Annotated in this window: 13 protein-coding genes; 3 read left to right on the top strand and 10 right to left on the bottom strand. The window is 36.9% G+C overall.

Annotation, left to right across the window (positions count from 1 at the left end):
* Nucleotides 1-117 precede the first annotated feature (117 nt).
* From WH267_RS11365 to WH267_RS11330, 8 genes are all read right to left on the bottom strand, one after another.
* On the bottom strand, nucleotides 118-1,269 hold the full coding sequence (locus WH267_RS11365) for an efflux RND transporter periplasmic adaptor subunit (protein WP_340008274.1): 1,152 nt from the start codon (nucleotides 1,267-1,269) through the stop codon (nucleotides 118-120).
* 7 nt (nucleotides 1,270-1,276) lie between these two features.
* Nucleotides 1,277-5,614, bottom strand: a complete 4,338-nt coding sequence (locus WH267_RS11360) for a CusA/CzcA family heavy metal efflux RND transporter (RefSeq protein WP_340008272.1) — start codon at nucleotides 5,612-5,614, stop codon at nucleotides 1,277-1,279.
* Nucleotides 5,615-5,839: 225 nt separating this feature from the next.
* Nucleotides 5,840-6,202, bottom strand: a complete 363-nt coding sequence (locus WH267_RS11355) for a hypothetical protein (protein WP_123947355.1) — start codon at nucleotides 6,200-6,202, stop codon at nucleotides 5,840-5,842.
* A gap of 123 nt (nucleotides 6,203-6,325) precedes the next feature.
* Nucleotides 6,326-6,895, bottom strand: a complete 570-nt coding sequence (locus WH267_RS11350) for a Crp/Fnr family transcriptional regulator (RefSeq protein ID WP_115971551.1) — start codon at nucleotides 6,893-6,895, stop codon at nucleotides 6,326-6,328.
* A gap of 44 nt (nucleotides 6,896-6,939) precedes the next feature.
* Nucleotides 6,940-7,698: a siderophore-interacting protein gene (locus WH267_RS11345; RefSeq protein ID WP_340008270.1), complete on the bottom strand. Its 759-nt coding sequence runs from the start codon at nucleotides 7,696-7,698 to the stop codon at nucleotides 6,940-6,942.
* A gap of 2 nt (nucleotides 7,699-7,700) precedes the next feature.
* Nucleotides 7,701-8,876 carry an MFS transporter gene (locus WH267_RS11340; protein ID WP_340008268.1) on the bottom strand — a complete coding sequence of 392 codons (1,176 nt, stop codon included), beginning with the start codon at nucleotides 8,874-8,876 and terminating at the stop codon, nucleotides 7,701-7,703.
* A gap of 83 nt (nucleotides 8,877-8,959) precedes the next feature.
* Nucleotides 8,960-10,573 (bottom strand): Na+/H+ antiporter, encoded by a 1,614-nt coding sequence (locus WH267_RS11335; protein ID WP_340008266.1) that lies wholly within the window; start codon nucleotides 10,571-10,573, stop codon nucleotides 8,960-8,962.
* Nucleotides 10,574-10,650: 77 nt separating this feature from the next.
* The gene (locus tag WH267_RS11330) at nucleotides 10,651-11,256 is read right to left on the bottom strand and encodes a hypothetical protein (protein ID WP_340008264.1); all 606 of its coding nucleotides are present in this window, start codon (nucleotides 11,254-11,256) and stop codon (nucleotides 10,651-10,653) included.
* A gap of 364 nt (nucleotides 11,257-11,620) precedes the next feature.
* Here WH267_RS11330 and WH267_RS11325 point away from each other — a divergent pair, with 364 nt between their 5' ends.
* On the top strand, nucleotides 11,621-12,970 hold the full coding sequence (locus WH267_RS11325; RefSeq protein WP_115971497.1) for an MATE family efflux transporter: 1,350 nt from the start codon (nucleotides 11,621-11,623) through the stop codon (nucleotides 12,968-12,970).
* Nucleotides 12,971-13,242: 272 nt separating this feature from the next.
* On the opposite strand, the gene WH267_RS11320 is transcribed toward WH267_RS11325, so the two are convergent.
* The gene (locus tag WH267_RS11320; protein WP_115971496.1) at nucleotides 13,243-14,052 is read right to left on the bottom strand and encodes an AraC family transcriptional regulator; all 810 of its coding nucleotides are present in this window, start codon (nucleotides 14,050-14,052) and stop codon (nucleotides 13,243-13,245) included.
* A 71-nt stretch (nucleotides 14,053-14,123) separates the two neighbouring features.
* Here WH267_RS11320 and WH267_RS11315 point away from each other — a divergent pair, with 71 nt between their 5' ends.
* The gene (locus WH267_RS11315) at nucleotides 14,124-15,329 is read left to right on the top strand and encodes a CynX/NimT family MFS transporter (protein ID WP_340008262.1); all 1,206 of its coding nucleotides are present in this window, start codon (nucleotides 14,124-14,126) and stop codon (nucleotides 15,327-15,329) included.
* Between the two features lie 246 nt (nucleotides 15,330-15,575).
* A complete protein-coding gene (locus WH267_RS11310; RefSeq protein ID WP_340008260.1) occupies nucleotides 15,576-16,979 on the top strand; it encodes a T9SS type A sorting domain-containing protein in 1,404 nt (467 codons plus the stop codon).
* A 173-nt stretch (nucleotides 16,980-17,152) separates the two neighbouring features.
* Here WH267_RS11310 and bioA read toward each other — a convergent pair whose 3' ends face one another.
* Nucleotides 17,153-18,442, bottom strand: a complete 1,290-nt coding sequence (gene bioA, locus WH267_RS11305; protein WP_340008258.1) for an adenosylmethionine--8-amino-7-oxononanoate transaminase — start codon at nucleotides 18,440-18,442, stop codon at nucleotides 17,153-17,155.
* Nucleotides 18,443-18,824: the final 382 nt, after the last annotated feature.

Below are 18,824 nucleotides of genomic sequence, written 5' to 3'. Positions count from 1 at the left end.
TTCTCAACTTCTAGGAACAGCATTTTTTATTTGTCATTATTTACTGGCATTCTACAAAAGAAAAGGTTTCATTTACCATTGGTAAACAAAACCTTTTTTTACATGTATATAAAGCGATTATTCTGCCTTATTCTTCAACATCATCAGAAGGCTGTAAGCTCCTTTCTGTACAATCTTTTTATCTTTTAAAAAATCTGCTTTTACAATTTCTGTAAACTGATCATCTGAAATACCAATGACCACGGGAATCATCTTATAATTTGATTTTCCAAGGTCTTCAAAAACATAGTTTTTGCTTTCAAAAGAAACTACAGCATCATTCGGAAGTCCCTGAGTGTATCGGTTGCTGATATTCACTTCAGCATTGATGTACATCCCTTTTACAAATTCTGAATGGGCAGATGATAATTTGGCTACTGCCGTTGCAGAACCTCCGTTTTCAATACTTGGAACTACACTTACAATTCTGGCATTGGACTTCACATCAGGTTTTTGATTGTTATATACCAGGATTTCCTGCCCTGTTTTTATATCATTAACATCATTTTCAAAAATTTTTAATTCTAAAAGTAATCCGGCCGGATTAATCAGTTCAAATAAAGTATCTGCAGGATTGATATATTGACCGTTATTCACCAGTATTTTGCTCACAAAACCACTGAATGGTGCATAAACATTAATTCTGCTTCTTATATTTCCGGTGTTTAGCCCTTTAGCATTGATTCCGATGATTCGCAGCTTTTCTTCAAGACCTCTCAGGGTAGCATTTAAAGTTGAATAATCTGCCTGTGCAGTTTCCATGGTTTTATCGCTGCTTGCTTTGCTTGTATTAAGGTCCTTCTGACGGTTCAAGTTCAGTCTTGCCGCCTCAAGCTGCGCTTTGGTTACAAGATAATCCTGCTGAAGCTGTATGAATTGCGGATCTTCCACCACTGCCAGTACCTGACCTTTAGTGAAGTGGCTTCCATTAATTATGTTGATTGATTTGATATGTCCGCCCATAATGCTTGAAACAGAACTGATATGAGAAGGCGCAATCTCTGCTTTTCCATTCAGGCGAACCAGTTTCTCCATATTTCTGTTCTGAATGGTTGTAGTTGTAATTCCTACTGACTGAATTTGCTGTGAGGTAAGATGAACGGTATTTTCAGTCCCTTTTGCAAATTTTGTGTTTTCATAAACTGTTTTTTCCTCTTCTTTCTTGCCTGAACATGATGACAAGGCAAATACTAGGGCCAGACTGTATATTGATATTATTTTGAATTGCATGATGCTGTTATTTTGAAATTAAGAAATTGAGTTCTGCTCCGATCTGATTCAGTCTTTCCAGGCTATCAATGTAATCTGCCTTGGTCTTTACAGCCTGATTCACCAGGATTACCCAGTTCAGGTAATCAATTTCTCCTGCATCCATCTGCTTTTGAGCGGTTTTTAAGATCGTTTCAGATTTGGGGAGCTGTTTCTGCTCATAATTTTCAATGATTCTCTGCTGATTCATATAGTTGTTCAACTGTTGTCCCAATCTATTTTTAAGTTCAATTTCTTTTCTTTGATATTGATTTTCAGAGATGGCAATTTTGGCTTCAGCAGCTTTGGCTAATGCTCTTTGCCCTTTAGTAAACAATGGAATTCCTACTCCCACCTGAACTGAATTAAAACGGTTATTATTGATGTTTTTCATGCTCTGATTGGTATAGCCGATAAGAAGGTCAGGAAGCAATCTGCTTTTTTCAAGCTGTACTTCAGCCTCTCCTACTTTAATCTGTTGTTGCAGATACTGAAGCTCAGGATGCTGTTTTACCATTTCCTCTGAAATCTGAAGTCCTACGTTCATTGTTGGTCTCTCTGCAATAGGTTGGTAAGGAGTATCAGACTGAAGAAGTAACTGAAGCTGTAGTTTTGCAATACTCAGATCATTTTCAAGAGAATTCAGCTGTACTTTCATCTGTTCCTTTTGAATTTCTGCAGTAGCTTCCTCTAAAATGTTTGCTTCTCCTTTTTTTAATCTTAAACCGGCTTTATCAGCAAAGTTGCTGTACAGTTGGCTAATGTATTCCAATACTTTTTTCTTTTCCTGAAGGACCAATATTCTATAGAAAACATCCGTAACTTCTTTGGTAAGCTGTGTTTTTGTAAGGTTTTGGCTGATAACACTTGCCGTCCATTCTGCATCCAGCATCTGTTTTCTTTTTGAATACACCGTTGGAAAATTGAATCTTTGGGAAATTGCGAATGAATTATCAGTTTCTTCACCCTGAATCTGTCCGAATGCTCCCGTAACTTCCAGTTGGGGAAGATCAAGATAGCTGGCTTTTAGCTTTTCCTGATAATCAGCAATTAATTTTGAACTTTTAAGCATTCCGTTTTGTTGGTAAGCCTTTTCCAAAGCCTGTTCAAAAGTGATATTTTCCTGTGCCTGAATGCTTCCGAAAGAAATCAACAGCAAGAAAACAGACAGTTTTTTATAGTTTATTTTTTTAGAGAATTTCATTTTATCTTTATTAATATGTTCAAATAAGACGTAGAGAATAGGAAGTACAAATAAGGTTAAGAAAGTGGCAAGCATCAACCCTCCTATTACTACGGTTGCCAAAGGTCTCTGTACTTCAGCTCCTGCACCATTACTTATCGCCATAGGAAGAAAACCTAATGAAGCAACAAAAGCCGTCATCAGAACCGGACGAAGCCTGATTCTTGTTCCCATCAGTACAATTCTGCTGGTATTGGTTATTCCGTTCTTTTTTAAGCGGTTAAACTCTGAGATCAAAACAATTCCATTAAGTACAGCCACTCCAAATAAAGCAATGAATCCAACTCCGGCACTGATGCTGAAAGGCATTCCTCTTAAAGCAAGGAAGTATACCCCTCCGATTGCTGATAACGGAATGGCAGTGTAGATTAATAAACTGTGTTTTACAGAACCAAATGCAAAAAATAACAGCAGGAAAATCATTACCAGAGAAATAGGAACAGCAAGTCCCAACCTTGCTTTAGCTTCGTTTAAGTTTTCAAAAGTTCCCCCATAAGAAATGGTATAGCCTGGTGTAAATTTCAGCCCTTTAGCTGCTTTTTGCTGCAACTCTTCCACAATGCTCTGAACATCTCTACCCCTTGCATTAAAACCTACAATAATTCTTCTTTTGGTATCTTCTCTCTGAATCTGGTTAGGACTGTTTTTAAGCTCTACTTTTGCCAGCTGAGATAAGGGAATCTGCTCTCCTGAAGCGGTAGGAACCAGTAAATTCTGAATGCTGGCAATATCTTTTTTATATTCATTATCCATGCGGACAACAATGTCAAACTTTTTCTCTCCTTCATATAATGCTCCAGCAGTTTGGCCTGCAAAAGCCATATTGATGACCCTGTTGATTTCAGCAACAGAAATATTGTACCTTGATAATTCGGATCGGTTGTAGTCTATAACTACCTGTGGGGCTCCTTCAACAGGTTCTATATAAAGATCCTGGGCTCCTTTTACCGTATTGATGATACTTCCCAACTTTTTAGCATAGGTAGTAAGACTGTCAAGATCTTCTCCATAAATTTTACAGACTATATCCTGTCTGGCTCCGGTCATCAGCTCATTAAAGCGCATTTGCACCGGAAACTGGAAGCTTGTTGTCAATCCTGGAATAACACTTAATGCTTTACTCATCTTTTCAGAAAGCTCAGGAAATGAAGAAGCTGATGTCCATTCTTTTTTAGGTTTTAAAACAATAATCATATCTCCTGCATCCATCGGCATTGGTTCTGTTGGAATCTCAGCACTTCCGATCTTGACAACGATCTTCTGTACTTCAGGAAACTGTTTTAAAAGAATGTCGGAAGCTTGAGTAGTGACTTTTTTAGTCTCATTAATATTACTTCCCTGAAGAATTCTCATCTCAACTGCAAAATCTCCTTCTTCCAACGATGGAATAAATTCACCACCCATTCTGGAAAGGGTGAAAACAGCGCCGGCAAAAAGAACAACAACAGCCAAAATAATTGTTTTTCGGTACTTTAAAGCTTTCATCAGGTACTTTTGATGTCCTATTTCCACTTTAGTCATTACCCTGTCTGAAATATTGTCTTTTTCCTTTTTCTTTCTGCTTAATACCAATGAACTCATCATAGGAATGTAAGTAAGGGAAAGAATAAATGCCCCAATCAGCGCAAAAGCAACAGTTTGTGCCATCGGTTTGAACATTTTTCCTTCAATTCCCTGTAGAGTAAAGATCGGAAGGTAAACAATAAGAATAATGATCTGTCCGAAAACAGCACTATTTACCATTTTGGTAGCAGAACCTGAAACCTGGTCATCCATTTCCTTTTTGCTCAGCATATTATCTTTACCAAAGTGTTTTTTATGCGCCAGCTGATGAAGAACGGCTTCTACAATAATCACTGCACCATCCACAATAAGACCGAAGTCTAATGCTCCGAGGCTCATCAGGTTTCCTCCAACACCAAAGATATTCATCATAATAATGGCAAACAGCATGGCTAAAGGAATAACAGAAGCTACTAACAATCCAGCTCTGAAGTTTCCAAGGAATAAAACAAGAATGAAAACTACGATCAAAGCCCCCTCCATCAGATTGGTTTTTACTGTACTGATGGTATTGTTCACCATTTTAGCACGGTCAAGAAAAGGTTCAATTACAACACCTTCGGGCAAAGATTCCTGGATTTTTTCAAGTCTTTGTTTAATATTGCCAATCACAACGTTGGCATTTTCTCCTTTAAGCATCAATACAATGGCTCCAGATACTTCTCCGGTATCATTATAAGTCATGGCACCATACCTTGTCGCATATCCGATCTTTACAGAAGCTACGTCTTTGATATGAACCGGTATCCCATCTTTGGTTTCTGCCACCTGAATACTTCCGATATCTTCTGTGGTACCCAAAAGCCCTTCACTCCGGATAAAAAGGACGGTTTCTTTCTTTTCAATATAAGCTCCTCCGGTATTCTGGTTGTTTTTTTCCAACGCAGCAAAGACATTATTGATATTGATATTAAAAGCCTGAAGTTTATTAGGATTAATGGCAATCTCATATTGTTTCAGCTTTCCTCCAAAACTGCTTACATCCGCTACTCCTTTGGTTCCCAGCAATTGTCGTCTGACAACCCAGTCCTGAATAGTTCTCAGCTCTGTTTCGTCATATACATTTTCATAGCCTTTTTTGGCTCTTACCACATATTGGAAAATCTCTCCCAATCCTGTAGAAATAGGCCCCAGCTCCGGTTTACCAATCCCCTCAGGAATATTGTCCTGAACGAGCTGTAAGCGTTCCTGAACCTGCTGGCGTGCCCAATATACATCGGTATCATCATCGAAAACTACGGTTACTAATGACAATCCGAATCTGGAAAGACTTCGGAGTTCAGTGATTCCACTGATATTACTCGTTGCCTGCTCAATAGGAAAGGTTACAAGACGCTCAATATCTGCAGCTCCATAGGATGGTGCGGTAGTGATAATCTGTACCTGGTTATTGGTGATATCAGGCTGTGCATCAATGGGAAGTTTGGTGGTTTCATATACTCCGAAAAGGACTAATCCTATGGTGAACAGAGCAATGATGAGTTTATTCTTTACAGAAAACTCAATAATTTTGTTTAACATGAAAAATGATTAATTAGATGATTTGCAAAATTTTACCAACTTACTGTATTTTAATACGTTAACAATAAAATTATCAACTTATTTAAGTTCAAAGTAAATATTGAAAAGTATTTTTTAATGCAAAATACAAGTAGAATGATAACAAACTACATAGTTGATTGATAGATAATAAGAATCCAATACTTCAAGTAAATCTTAAAGTATTGATTTTTAAATTTTAATCAATTAAGAATGCCGCGGAGGCTGGAAAATATTGGAAAGATAAAGGTTTGAAAAGTCCTTTTCCTGATAAATGCTATTTTTCTGAGGAATTCTGATTTCCTTAGGTTTTTTGATCTCAAAGGTATAATCAGGAAGCTGGGCATGTACGGTGAGTACAATAGGTGGATTGATAAACGGAAGTTTTTGATCCAGATCCCAGTCAGCATCTTTTTTGTGATTATCATAGTGTTCCATGACAAATTCTGAAAGATTTCCATGATATTCCATAAAATGCTCTACAAACATAGGCACCTTCACTACTTCCCCCATATTGGTGGTAGCCAGCACATACATCATTGAACATAATATGGAGAACCATTTTAACATGAGTGCAAATATAAGGTTTAAATTTTTCTTAAACAGGCTCCAGTATTAATTTTTTGAGAATTTTATTCCCTTAAAAAATGGTTTAAAACTCTTCGTAATAATGTTAGATTTATCAAATAAAAATTAAAGCCTTGATTTCAATCTGCTTAAAGTTTCCTGTGAAATATTTAGATAGGAAGCCACCATTTTATTAGAAAGTCGCCTTACCACAACAGGATTTTCATTCAGCAGCTGACGGTACTTTTCAAGCGCATCCTGAACAAGGAAAGACATCAGCCTCTTCGTATTACTCACATAAGCTGTTTCCAGATATATTCTGTAAAATTTTTCCCATTGCGGAATAATATCCAGGAGATGGTAAAAACTTTCATGACTAATGTAATATACTTCTGAATCCTCCACGGCCTGAATAAATTCGTCGGAGGGCTCAGAAGTAATAAAACTGGTTAATGCTGTTGCAAACTGATTTTCAAATGCAAAATATCGTGTGGAATCCTGCCCCTCTTCATTAATAAAAAATATACGAAGACAACCGTTTACGACAAAAAATGTCCGTTGGCTGTGCTGTCCGTTGGTAAGGAGTGTCTCATTCTTTTTTAATTGAACACATTTGAAATAAGAAAGAATGGTATTCAGTTCTTCATCCGTTACTGATATTCTATTTTTAATATATGAAGCTAAAAGTTCCTGCATGTAAGCAAAAGTAGTGATAAAAAGGTTTTGCTTACTGTTTTTATCTAAACTGTCCGGATATTTTCTGCCTGTCCGGCTTTCCAGTATGAGCATATATATAAACCATGAGGATCCCATTGTAGGGTTGTTTTAAAATAATTACGAAGCTCATGCACCGTTGTGTATTCTGCAGCGATATACACATATTCTTTCAAAACTCCGGGTGGAAACTGAACAGATTTCACAGCTTCTGCAAGTTTGCTTCCTTCTTCCGGATGAGGATTGTGAAGCCATTCAACTGATACATCTGCTGCAGAACACAGGATAAGCTCATCTTCTTTGTCTGCCACCTCTAATAGTATTTTTGCTGATACGTAAGAAGGAAACTGCTCAGCAACAGCACAAATGACAGGCAATGCTGTTGCATCTCCCGCCAGCAGATAAAAATCGGCATCGGGAACTAAAGGTCTTGTACTTTCTTTCATCCCTATTTCCAAAGAATCACCAGGATTCGCTTGTAATGCCCATGCAGATGCAGGCCCGTTATCACCATGGGCAACAAAATCTATAGTTAATTCCCGGTTTTTAAGATCAATTTTTCTGTTAGTATATGTTCTTATTACAGGAATACTTCCTTCTTCAACAGGAATAAATATTTTATTATTAGAACCAGAGTGCACATTGGTTAACAGACCAATCTGGTCTTCATTGATTTCAAACACCACACGGATAAGATGTGGAGTGAGATACTGTTTATTTTTAATGATAAATGCAGAACGTATTTTTTTCGTTTTTTCTGCCTGAGTGATGATAGAATTTTCCATTTTTATTTTTTATTACCTAGTAGAATAATCATAGATACAATACAGCTGATACCCCCGAAAAGATACACTGCCTGATAATCAAACCAGCCTGCAATCAGTCCGGCAATTGGTCCTGCTAATCCTAATGAAAGATCAACAAAAGCAACGTACGCTCCCAATGCTGTTCCTCTCATTTGTGGTTTTACTTTTTGAATGGCAAGAACTCCCAAAGCCGGAAAGACCAATGAAAATCCAACCCCGGTCAGCCCACATCCGATAATAGCTAATGTTTTGGAAGCAGACGTCCATATCAGCAGTTGTCCTGCCACTTCGATGATCAAAGAGATGAAAGCAATCTTAAAACCTCCGTATTTATCAGGAAATGAAGCAAATAATATTCGGGTAAGAACGTAACATATTCCAAAAATTATAAAAGCAAGTGAAGCATCCCCCCAATTCTTTTGTGAGAAAAATAAAGCAATAAAAGAAGCAATACATCCAAAAGCCATTGATGAAAAAGCAAGGCTCAGGCCCTGGCCTGATATTGCACCGATCACCTTGTAAAAAGGCGTTCGCACATGATCTTTATCTACAGGAATAGAAGGAAGTTTTGCAGTAGAAAGCCAACTTATAAGGGGAAGCAAGGCTATAAGGATAAAGGCAGGCAGCATATTGAATTCTTTGCTCAGCCAGATGCTGACAGGAGCTCCGATTGCAATTCCTGCATACATAGCAATACCGTTCCAGGTCATCACTTTTCCAGAATTAGAGTGTCCTACCAGCCCTATTCCCCACGTTAATGCTCCGGTAACCAGAAAGCTTTCGCCAACACCATGAATGATTCTTGCTGCTAACAGAAAGATAAGTGCCATCAGCGGATGAGCCTGAAATAGTACTGCAAGTACATAAACAACCCCGGCAATAACAGCTAATACCACACCAGACATTTTACTTTTCTTGGCTCCTCTGGTATCTGTAATTTTTCCGGAATATGCGCGGGTCAAAAGTGTTGACAATGATTGGAGACCAATAACAAGTCCTACAATAATGCTGTCAAAACCTAATGTGTTCTGGACAAATCCGGGAAGTACTCCCAGTGCAATTCCTATCGTAAGGTAAACTCCGAATACCGAAATGATAATGGGAGCAGTCGCCTGGTAGAAATTAATAGTCTGTCCTTTTTCTAATATTATACTCATAAATTTTGTTTAAAATATTCGGGTGCAAATGTCACTGAACAGTCAACACGAAACTTTGATTTAGATCAAAAAAGGAAAAAAGGCTACTCTTTTGATTCGGAATAATGTTGTAACGTTTTGAGTTCCTGATGCACGGTTGCTGTCCAGAAATCCAGTTCCCATTCTTTTTTGCGGACGGTTTCAAGAGAAAAGATACCTTTATGATAATTTTTCATCAGTTCTTTTCTTTGATAATCTGCAAGTTCAAGTTCTAAATGGAAATATTTTTTTTTCCATTCGGTATTGCCAGAATTTGAAAATGTTTGGGCAGCATGGAGCAGCTGGTCTTCTTCTTTTTCCAGTTTTTCAGACATAATTTTTATGGCCTCCCCAACCATACTGTTATCGCGGTTCAAACTTTTTAAAAAAATATTTGATTGTTTCAACAGAAGTATGTTCAGGTCTTTTTCTTCCTGTTTGCCGGGAGCAGAAGGTTTTATCATACGAATAAGCCTGGGAAGTGTAAGTCCCTGAATAACCAATGTAAAAATGATTACCACAAATGAAACAAATAACAGAGTATTTCTTTGTTCTATAACAATTCCCAGACTGTTCCGAACCGGTAAAGCCAAAGCCGCCGCCAGGGATACTACTCCACGCATTCCGGACCATGATAAAATAATATACTCCTTTTTGGATTGGGTCATAAAGCAACTTCCTTTTTTAGGAGCCTGCTGGAAAAAAGCAGGAAATAAAGCAAGTACAGCCAGTCTTACGATGACCAGAATAGTAAAAAGAAGAAAGCCATAGAAAACAAGGATAAGCAACTCGCCTTTAGGTATATTTGAAATAATTATCGGCAGTTGCATTCCCAGAATTAAAAATACCAATCCGTTCAGAATAAAAATAATAACATCCCAGAAATGACTCATCTGTATCCTGCTGCCCGCACTGAATAAAGAAAATGAATTCCAGGAAAGAAACATTCCCAATACTACGACTGCCAAAACACCGGAACATCCCAGATGCTCTGCAAAACTGTATGCAGCAAAAGGAAGCAGGATAACAGCAAAGGTTTCTGCACTGCTGTCTCCGTTAAAATACCTGTGTAATTTTAAGAATATAAAACCTATCACAAGTCCAATGAATATTCCACCAATACTGATCCCAACAAACTGGAGTCCTGCATTCCAGAAAGAAAATACTCCACTGGTAACAGCGATAACGGCACATTTGTAGGCAATCAGCGCTGATGCATCATTTAGAAGACTTTCTCCTTCAAGGATGGTTGTTAATTTCGGAGGCAGCGGAAGGTTCTTTGTAATGCTTGTGGCTGCAACAGCATCGGGTGGCGAGATGACAGCTCCCAGTACAAAAGATAACGGCCAGGTGAAACCGGGAATAATACTGTGAACAGTTACAGCAATAATGGTGGTGGTAAGAAACACCAAACCTACAGCCATCAGTGAAATTGTAGGAAATTCTCTTTTGAAATCAGGGATGGATGTATTCCAGGCTGCATCAAACAATATAGGGGGAAGTACAGTATAGAAAATCATTTCCGGGCTCATATCAATAGATGGAACGACCTTAGTAAGGCTCAATATAAGCCCTGCCAATACCAGTACAATAGGAAGCTCAAGTTTTATTTTGTCTTTTACCGAAATCAGGATCATTAAAATGATGGATATCCAGATTATTTTTTCAAGTTCTGCCATAGCTTAATAATAAGCAGCGAAATTAAAGAGCCTTTACAGGCAGAACTATGATCTAGATCAAAAAGCGTATTGTAGATTTACACAAAATCCAATAACCCGTCAGTAAGCTGTCTCCACTGAATTTTGGCAATTCCTGCCATTCCTCCTATGGCTACCATTAGATTACGGACAATATCAATAAAGCTGGCATTAAAGTTAGGGGATTCATTTCTTCCATATACAGCCGCTTTTAAATAGGTAGAATCCCTCTGAATCATAAAAGTAGACGTTGCTTTTGAACTGTAAAAATGAGCAATATGTTTGCTTTTATCTGTTGGATTGCGGGAGGGTCTGCAGGTCATCGTAATACTTTCCGAATGAGCATCTTCATAATAACAAATATCAGTAATTTCTACCCAGTCATATCCTTTGGCTTCTGTTTCTCCCGGTCCGGGAATATTGATTCTGACAAAGTCTCCTTTCTGTGGATCCCGGTCAACAGGCTGGCCATTGGAAGTATAGAGCTTAAAGGCTGCATAGGCTTCTCCACAATAACTCTTCCATTGACTGACAGAAAAGAATCTCTTTTTTAATATCCCATATTTTAATGGAAGCAGAGACGGATCATATTTCACATAGGTTTCTGTGTCATGGAATCCACCTGATTGCTGATCGGGAACTCCTCTAATCTGTTTTGGTTTCATACTTCTTTTTATTCAAATTAAAACAAACTATCCATTTTATTTTATGAGCAGAGTCACATTGAGATCATCAATTTTACTTCAGTAAGCATATCCTATTATGATTGAACAATCAGTTATTCCTTTTCGCGGACTATTTATTCCTTTTTGAGGACCCTGATTCAGGATTAGGACCAGTAAGTTTGTTTTACAATATTATTAATGTTAAAGTGAGTGTTCATAGGAAGCCGGCAGAAATAAATCGGAAATTATTTTTGTAGGTAATGAGTAATGTAGATTTAATTGATCGTTAAGATCTTAATAGTTTTCTTTTTTTGGCTCCGGTTTCCTTTATTACTACCCTTCTTCACACAGATTACAATATACAATGGAACAACAGAGACAGCTAATTTTAAATGGGAATATGCAGAAAGTAATGTGGCAGATGTCCTGGCCGGCAGTGGTCGCAATGGTACTGTACGGACTGAATAATTTCCTTGACGGAATTTTTGTAGGACATTTAATAAGCAATACAGCTCTTGCTGCCGTGGGAGTAGCCTATCCTCTGGCACAGTTTGCCCAGGGATTTGGAACATTAATAGGTACCGGTGTAGGATCTGCAGTAAGTATCTGGATTGGAGCAGGGGATAAAGATAAGCTGAACAGAGCGATGGGAACCGTTAATTTTCTTACACTGATTTTTTCTGTTGCAATTACAGTTCCCTGCTATATTTTCGCCAGAGATCTTGTATATATGATGGGCGGAAGAGGTGAAATTTTGACCCTGGGAGTAGAATATTTCAGAGCTACCATTCTGGGCAGTTTTTTTTGGATTCATGGGCTGGCACTGAATATGCTAATCCGTGCAGAAGGACGTATGAAAACTGCAGCCTGGATGATTGCCGTAGGTTTGATTGTAGATGTAGCATTAAAACCATTGTTCATTGATTCCTTTGGTGGCGGAGTAAGCGGTGCGGCATGGGCTACCAATGTTTCTATGATAATTTATATGGTACTGGGAGTCTGGTATTATGCATCCGGAAAGGCATCTTTTGTCACTCACTTTTGGACCTTAAAGTACGACAAGGCTATAATCAGGGAAGCTCTTTCTCTGGGAATGCCCGGCTTTATTATGATGGTGATGATTGTTGTTCAGAATATTGTGGTCTTCAATGTGATTGCCAAATATGGTAAAGATTCAGATGTCACCTTTTTTACAGCAGTTAACCGATTTTATATTTTATTAAATACTCCGCTTTGGGGTCTCATGAGAGCTTTACAGCCGGTATCAGGAATGAATTTTGGCGCTGAAAAATATGAAAGAACCATCAGGGCATACCGGCTTTTCTCCTTCACAGGACTTATCATTCTGATCCCTTTCTGGCTTTTTGTCATGTTTTATCCGGCAGAGGTTTTATCTGTAATGATTCCCAATGTATCTTTCCAGGCAAGCCAGCTAGCTGATTTCAGAATTTATATGAGTGTTTTACCGGCTTTACCGTTTATTTTTATGGCAATGGTTTGGTTTCCTTCTGTAGAAAATGCCCGTCCGGCTACCGTGATAAGTATTTTAAGGCAGCTCGTCTTGTATATTCCTGCCCTTCTTATTATTCCTATGCTGTATGGAATTCACAGCATTTACATTGTGAGTGCAATAATAGAATGGATCGTGTTTGGTGGAGTAATTTATATGATAAGGCTAAATTTCAAAATGTTAAGAAAAAGTAAAATATATTAACGAATGACTATTTTTAATTGAAATAAATAATATTTAAAAAAAATACACATATAATGCGTTGCATAATGTAATTTTTGCTTATATTTGTGAATCGAAATAATTTTTTTTCATCATTTGTGTTTTTTTAAGGTCTCCTTTCTGGAGGCCTTTTTGCTTTAATCAAATATATAATTGATATTTTTTTATTTATATGATAAATAGATAAAAAGAGAGTTATCTATAGAATTTGGGGACGTAAATACTTTTATATTAACATTTATAAAAATTATAATTCATGAATAAATCCCTTTTTCTAACCCTAAGTTAATATTTTTCATAAAATCTGTTGGTTTCGATTGCATTACACTCTGAAAACTTCTGCTATAAGCCTGTACACTTTTATATCCTACTTCATAAGCAGTTTCTGAAATTGTTAAATTTCCTGAACTCAAAAGTTCAAGGCTTTTAATAATGCGGAGCATTTGCTGATATTTACTCAGGGTAAGGCCGGTTTCCTTTTTGAATATACGTTCCAGGCTTCGGGAAGAAAGCAATGCCAGCTCTCCCAGCTCTTCTATTTTGATCTCAGTATTGTAATAATGATGAAGATGTTCCATGACTTTTTCTAAGCGTTTATCTTTGGGAAGGCAAAGATGAAGCTTCAGGGACTGTTCCACAAAATGAGGAAGTTCATTAAAAAGAGCTTTTAAAAAAATGGTTTCACCAGCATCCTTTTTCATCAGCTTAGACCATTTTTCTGCATACTTTATCATTTCCCTCAATACAGGAGGAACGGAAAATACATTGATCTCATCATAGAAAGCATTCTTCTGATCCGTGTCTGCAAACATAATCATCAGTTTGATCTTTTCTGAATGGGAATTGGTTTTATGAATAATATTGGATGGTATCCAGGCTGCGTGATTCTGCGGAAGAAGATAAATACGTTCTTCAATCGTGATATACTGAAACCCACTTTCCACATATACCAATTGCCCCTTTTTATGGTGATGGAGAACGTTATCATGAACCCAGTTATCTTCAAACCATACAAAATAAGGCTGCTTAAGTTCATCTATCCTGATATTGTCGTTAGCATTCATGTCGTTTTAGGTTAAAACTTTGGCAAAATTAAACAAAATTACTATGCTAATTTTGTACAAAAGTTTTTAATATGATGAAGAACGAAGTAAGAAAGAACGCTTCTTATGTTTTAATGATTTTAAATGTATTGGTGGTTATATTGATTTCCAGTAATCTTAGGTCTCCCATTGTTGCAGTATCTCCGGTACTTGGTGATGTAAGAGATGCTCTGAAGCTGGATAATTTTCAGGTAAGCCTTCTCACCTCTATTCCACTTTTTATGTTTGCGGTCTGCTCAGTTTTGGTAAGCCGGTTTTCGAATAAGCTTGGAATCAGCAAACTGTTGATGTATTCATTGATTATTTTAAGTTTTGGACTGTTTCTCAGAATTTCAGGTTCTCTTTGGTTATTATTTATCGGTTCAGTATTTATCGGCTTAGGAATCTGTATCGGAAATGTGGTGACTCCCGGCTATGTAAAGAATAATTTCCCGAAACAGATCGGGCTGATGACAGGAATCTTTGCGGTTTCTATGAATCTTACAGCTGCTTTAGCATCGGGATTCAGTGTGAGAATCGGAGAATGGACAGGTTTCGGATGGCGTGGTTCTCTGGGGATATGGCTGGTGATCGCTGCTTTGGGATTTCTGGTATTGATCCTGGAAATGATATTTAACAAAAAAAATCCTAACCAGCCTAAAACAGCTTTAGGAACTTCTGATTTTAATATGTTTAAATCTTCTCAGGCCTGGAATATCAGTATTTTTATGGGATTGCAGTCTTTATTTTATTACTGTATGGTTGCCTGGGTGCCTTCATTCCTCACTGATTATAATATGCCTGGTGAAAGCTCAGGATGGGTTCTTTTTGTTATTCAGATCACTATGATTCCCATAACATTCTGCTGCCCGATTATTGCCAGTAAAATGAAGAATCAAAGAATCATGATCCTGTTTATATGTGCGCTGATGTTTGCAAGCACCATGATGTTTGTATTCCTGAAATCTCAATGGATCTATGTGAATGCCGTAATTATTGGGATTTCCAATGGGTTGTCTTTCAGCTTATCAATTCTGTTTTTCTCTACAAGAACAAAAAGCAGTATCAATGCAGTGAAGATTTCCGGAATGGCACAATCCGTAGGCTATCTGATTGCAGCATTTGGACCACCGGTATTTGGAAAATTGCATGATTGGGATATTTCATGGAACACTTCATTCTATTTTCTGAGTGCTGCAGTATTGATCATGCTTTTCTTTGGTTTGAAGGCTGCAAGAAATAAATATGTGGAAGATTAATGAATGATAATTAGTTTTAATTTTAAATAAAGATGAGGCTTTTCCTGTTTGGAAGGCCTCATTTTATTAATGAAGTCATTTTAATCAAAAAAAATATATATTTCTTCTCCATCTTTTGGAATAAAAACAGAACCTTGCATTTTCTTATTTTTTCAAAATTTTATCATACATTTGGGAAGAAACCTAAAACATTTTATATAGAGAGTTACATAATATAACTTCAAATTTTTCTAAAAAAAACAAACAATGAAAAAAAAATTATTACTTGTGTTCATTCTTGTAACGCAAATTTCTTTTGCACAAATTATCTCCAAAGATCCTGCGTTTGCTTCAAACGGAATTTACAGCCTCCCAACAGGAAGCTCTTATTTAGGAGAATTAACAGAAACAAACAATACCGTATTTTACCAATCCTTTGACTCCAACACTAACCAGGTAATTGTTTCTAAAATGACAAGCTATAATGGCTCTTTGGACTCTACTTTTGGAACCAATGGTAAGGTTGCATTGAATTACGGATCAGGCGCTCTGGTTGGATTTGTAAGACATTCCAATGATCAATTGACTTTATTATTAAGGAGACATGACAATATAAATAACATCCATTATTTAGATGTAGTCCGGTTACTTTCCAATGGACAGTTAGACCCTTCATTTTCCAATGGCGGAATAAAGGCATTAGCCAATTTTTCTCAAGACAATTTCGATATAAAAAGCAACCTCATAGAACAAGGAAATAAAATAATTATTTCAGGAACAGGTATAGATTCCGTAGGCTTTTTTGATGGGTACACGCATACATTCAGATTAAATTCTGACGGCACATCAGATAACAGCTTTGGAAATAATGGAAAATTGTCAACATATGGGATTCCCCGCTTCATGTTAGATAACCAGTCCAATATTTTTTGCTGGGGACAAAATTCAATAAAAAAATATTCTCCTGACGGGCAGCCTATAACCGGTTTTGGTAACAATGGTGAGGCTTCATTAAATGAGGTAAATGTTAATGTTGTAAAAGTGGATTCGGGGAATAGAATTATATTCGCAAGATTTGGAGTATTAGAGCCTGCTACCATAAAAAGACTGAATGCTGACGGTACGCAGGATACCACATTCAGTTATAATGGTGTTTCTGGCATTGAATTTTGGGATATCTACGAAAAAAACGGTTCTTATTATATCGGAGGGATTGCTGATTTTAATAATGCACCTAGTTATTATATCTCTAAACTTAATCAAAATGGAACTGTTGATACTATATTTGGGGAATATATAGAAAACGATTCTAATTTATTATATCATAATGTTAGTAGGCTCAAGGTTTTTGATAACAGTATAATTGTTTACGGAAATGGAACCACAACAGAAATTGTTAAATATCTTTTAGCTGCCCCAGTTACATTATCTACAACTGAAACTTCAAAAAATGATCCTAAAATTGTTTTTGAAACCCCTGTAAAACAAAATTTAATTTATCAATCGAAAGAAAAAATCGGTAAAATAGAGATCCATTCTGTTGATGGAAGGTTATTAAAAACCGTAAAAGAAAACAATTCTAATGTTTCTGAACTTTCTAATGGAATTTATTTTGTGAAAACAATTTTTGAAAATGGAAAAATTGTCACAAAAAAACTTATTAAGAAGTAAGAAATCTATATTAAAAAAAACACCAGTTTTTACAAATGAAAAGAATCATTATTTTGATTTCCTATGCATGATTGCTCAAACGAGCTTAAAAGACATCAATTAAATGAACATAAATACCTTATAGGCTCCTAAAACCTATAAGGTATATTAAAAATATTGTTTGAAGGAATTGTTTATCCGATAAACTCATCCAAAACTTCCAGAATATTCCGATATACAAAATCCAATTCTTCGGATGTAGCACAATACGGAGGAACCAAATACATTACATTTCCCAATGGCCTCATAATGATTCCCCTTTTTAAAAATTCATTGTAAAGCTGTTTTCCTATCTCATTGAAATAAGAAGTTCCATGTCCGGTTTTAAAATCAAAAGCCAGAATAGTTCCGATCTGACGGGCATTTTCAACTTGCGGATGAGCAGCCAGCACTTTGATAAACGCTGAGTGCTGCTGAGAAATACGTTTAATATTCATTTGGGTTTCTTCCTTAAGTAATAATTCCATGCTTGCCAAAGCTGCAGTGCAGGCTAAAGGATTAGCTGTAAAAGAATGGCCGTGGAAAAGTGTTTTATATTTGTCATCAGACCAGAATGCTTCATAAATTGCTTTAGAGCAGGTTGTAATTCCCATGGGCATTGTTCCGCCTGTTAACCCTTTTGAAAAGCACATGATGTCCGGCTGTTCTGTAAGGTAATTGGCAGCAAAGAGTCTTCCCGTTCTTCCAAATCCTGTAAAAACCTCATCCTGAATCATCAGGATTTCCTGCTCTCTGCAAAATTTCATCAGGCTATCCAGATCTTCAGCGTTATACATTAGCATTCCTGCTGCACCCTGAACTAATGGCTCATAAATAAAACAAGCTACCTCATCGGCAATATCTTTAATCTGCGATTGTAACTTTTGTAGATTATCAGCATTGGGGGTATCAATAAATACGACTTCAAACAGCCTGCTTTCAAAAGGTTTGGTCCAATAGCTTTTTCCGCTTACAGACATCGCTCCAAAAGTATCACCATGGTATGCATTTTTAAAAGCAAGAATCTTTGTTTTTTCTTTTCCCTGATTGTGAGCATATTGAATACACATTTTCAAAGCTACTTCTACCGCTGTAGATCCATTATCAGAATAAAAAACCTTGTCCTGATTAGCAGGCAAAAGCTTTAACAGTCTTTCCGAAAGCTGAGTGGCCGGCTCATGAGTAAATCCAGCAAAAATAACCTGTTCCAGAGTATTGAGCTGTTCAAATATACGTTGGGCAATATAGGGATGAGAATGTCCATGCAGGGTTACCCACCATGAAGAAACCACATCCATATATTTTTTACCTTCATTGTCAAAAAGGTAAAGACCCTTCCCTTTTACAATGGGAATGATATTGTCAGCCGTTTTCATCTGGGTGTAAGGATGCCAGTTAACGGCTTTATCTCTTTCCTGAAGATTAGTTGGTGTAATTGTATCCATATTTGATATAAAATGTATTGATGGCAATAATATTTTCTGTTTTTAACGCAATGTTCGCTAAGGTTTTATAATCATACTGAATGATTTCTAAGATCGCAAGGGCGTTTCACTCAGCTAAGACTGATCATTTGCTTACTAGAGCAAAAGTTTACTGTCTCCGCTGAATGCAATGCCTTTGCGAACGGAAAATATGAAGTTTCATTATGCATTCTTGCGGCCTTAGCGTTTAAATTATAATAAATAAGCGTTTCTGCTTTTAACGCAATGTTCGCTAAGGTTTTATAATCATGCAGTATGATTTCTAAGATCGCAAGGGCGTTTCACTCAGCTAAGACTGATCATTTGCTTACTAGAGCAGAAGTTTACTGTCTCCGCTGAATGC

It is taken from the genome of Chryseobacterium sp. MYb328, from assembly GCF_037572595.1.
GTDB lineage: Bacteria > Bacteroidota > Bacteroidia > Flavobacteriales > Weeksellaceae > Chryseobacterium > Chryseobacterium pennae.
Note: the sequence above shows the minus strand (reverse complement) of the source record. Positions and strands in the feature narration are given on the sequence as shown.

Bases quoted from the DNA above. Each gene is read 5' to 3' on its own strand.
- WH267_RS11365 (WP_340008274.1), bottom strand. From the start codon at position 1,269: ATGCAATTCAAAATAATATCAATATACAGTCTGGCCCTAGTATTTGCC.
- WH267_RS11360 (WP_340008272.1), bottom strand. From the start codon at position 5,614: ATGTTAAACAAAATTATTGAGTTTTCTGTAAAGAATAAACTCATCATT.
- WH267_RS11355 (WP_123947355.1), bottom strand. From the start codon at position 6,202: ATGTTAAAATGGTTCTCCATATTATGTTCAATGATGTATGTGCTGGCT.
- WH267_RS11350 (WP_115971551.1), bottom strand. From the start codon at position 6,895: ATGCAGGAACTTTTAGCTTCATATATTAAAAATAGAATATCAGTAACG.
- WH267_RS11345 (WP_340008270.1), bottom strand. From the start codon at position 7,698: ATGGAAAATTCTATCATCACTCAGGCAGAAAAAACGAAAAAAATACGT.
- WH267_RS11340 (WP_340008268.1), bottom strand. From the start codon at position 8,876: ATGAGTATAATATTAGAAAAAGGACAGACTATTAATTTCTACCAGGCG.
- WH267_RS11335 (WP_340008266.1), bottom strand. From the start codon at position 10,573: ATGGCAGAACTTGAAAAAATAATCTGGATATCCATCATTTTAATGATC.
- WH267_RS11330 (WP_340008264.1), bottom strand. From the start codon at position 11,256: ATGAAACCAAAACAGATTAGAGGAGTTCCCGATCAGCAATCAGGTGGA.
- WH267_RS11325 (WP_115971497.1), top strand. From the start codon at position 11,621: ATGGAACAACAGAGACAGCTAATTTTAAATGGGAATATGCAGAAAGTA.
- WH267_RS11320 (WP_115971496.1), bottom strand. From the start codon at position 14,052: ATGAATGCTAACGACAATATCAGGATAGATGAACTTAAGCAGCCTTAT.
- WH267_RS11315 (WP_340008262.1), top strand. From the start codon at position 14,124: ATGATGAAGAACGAAGTAAGAAAGAACGCTTCTTATGTTTTAATGATT.
- WH267_RS11310 (WP_340008260.1), top strand. From the start codon at position 15,576: ATGAAAAAAAAATTATTACTTGTGTTCATTCTTGTAACGCAAATTTCT.
- bioA (WP_340008258.1), bottom strand. From the start codon at position 18,442: ATGGATACAATTACACCAACTAATCTTCAGGAAAGAGATAAAGCCGTT.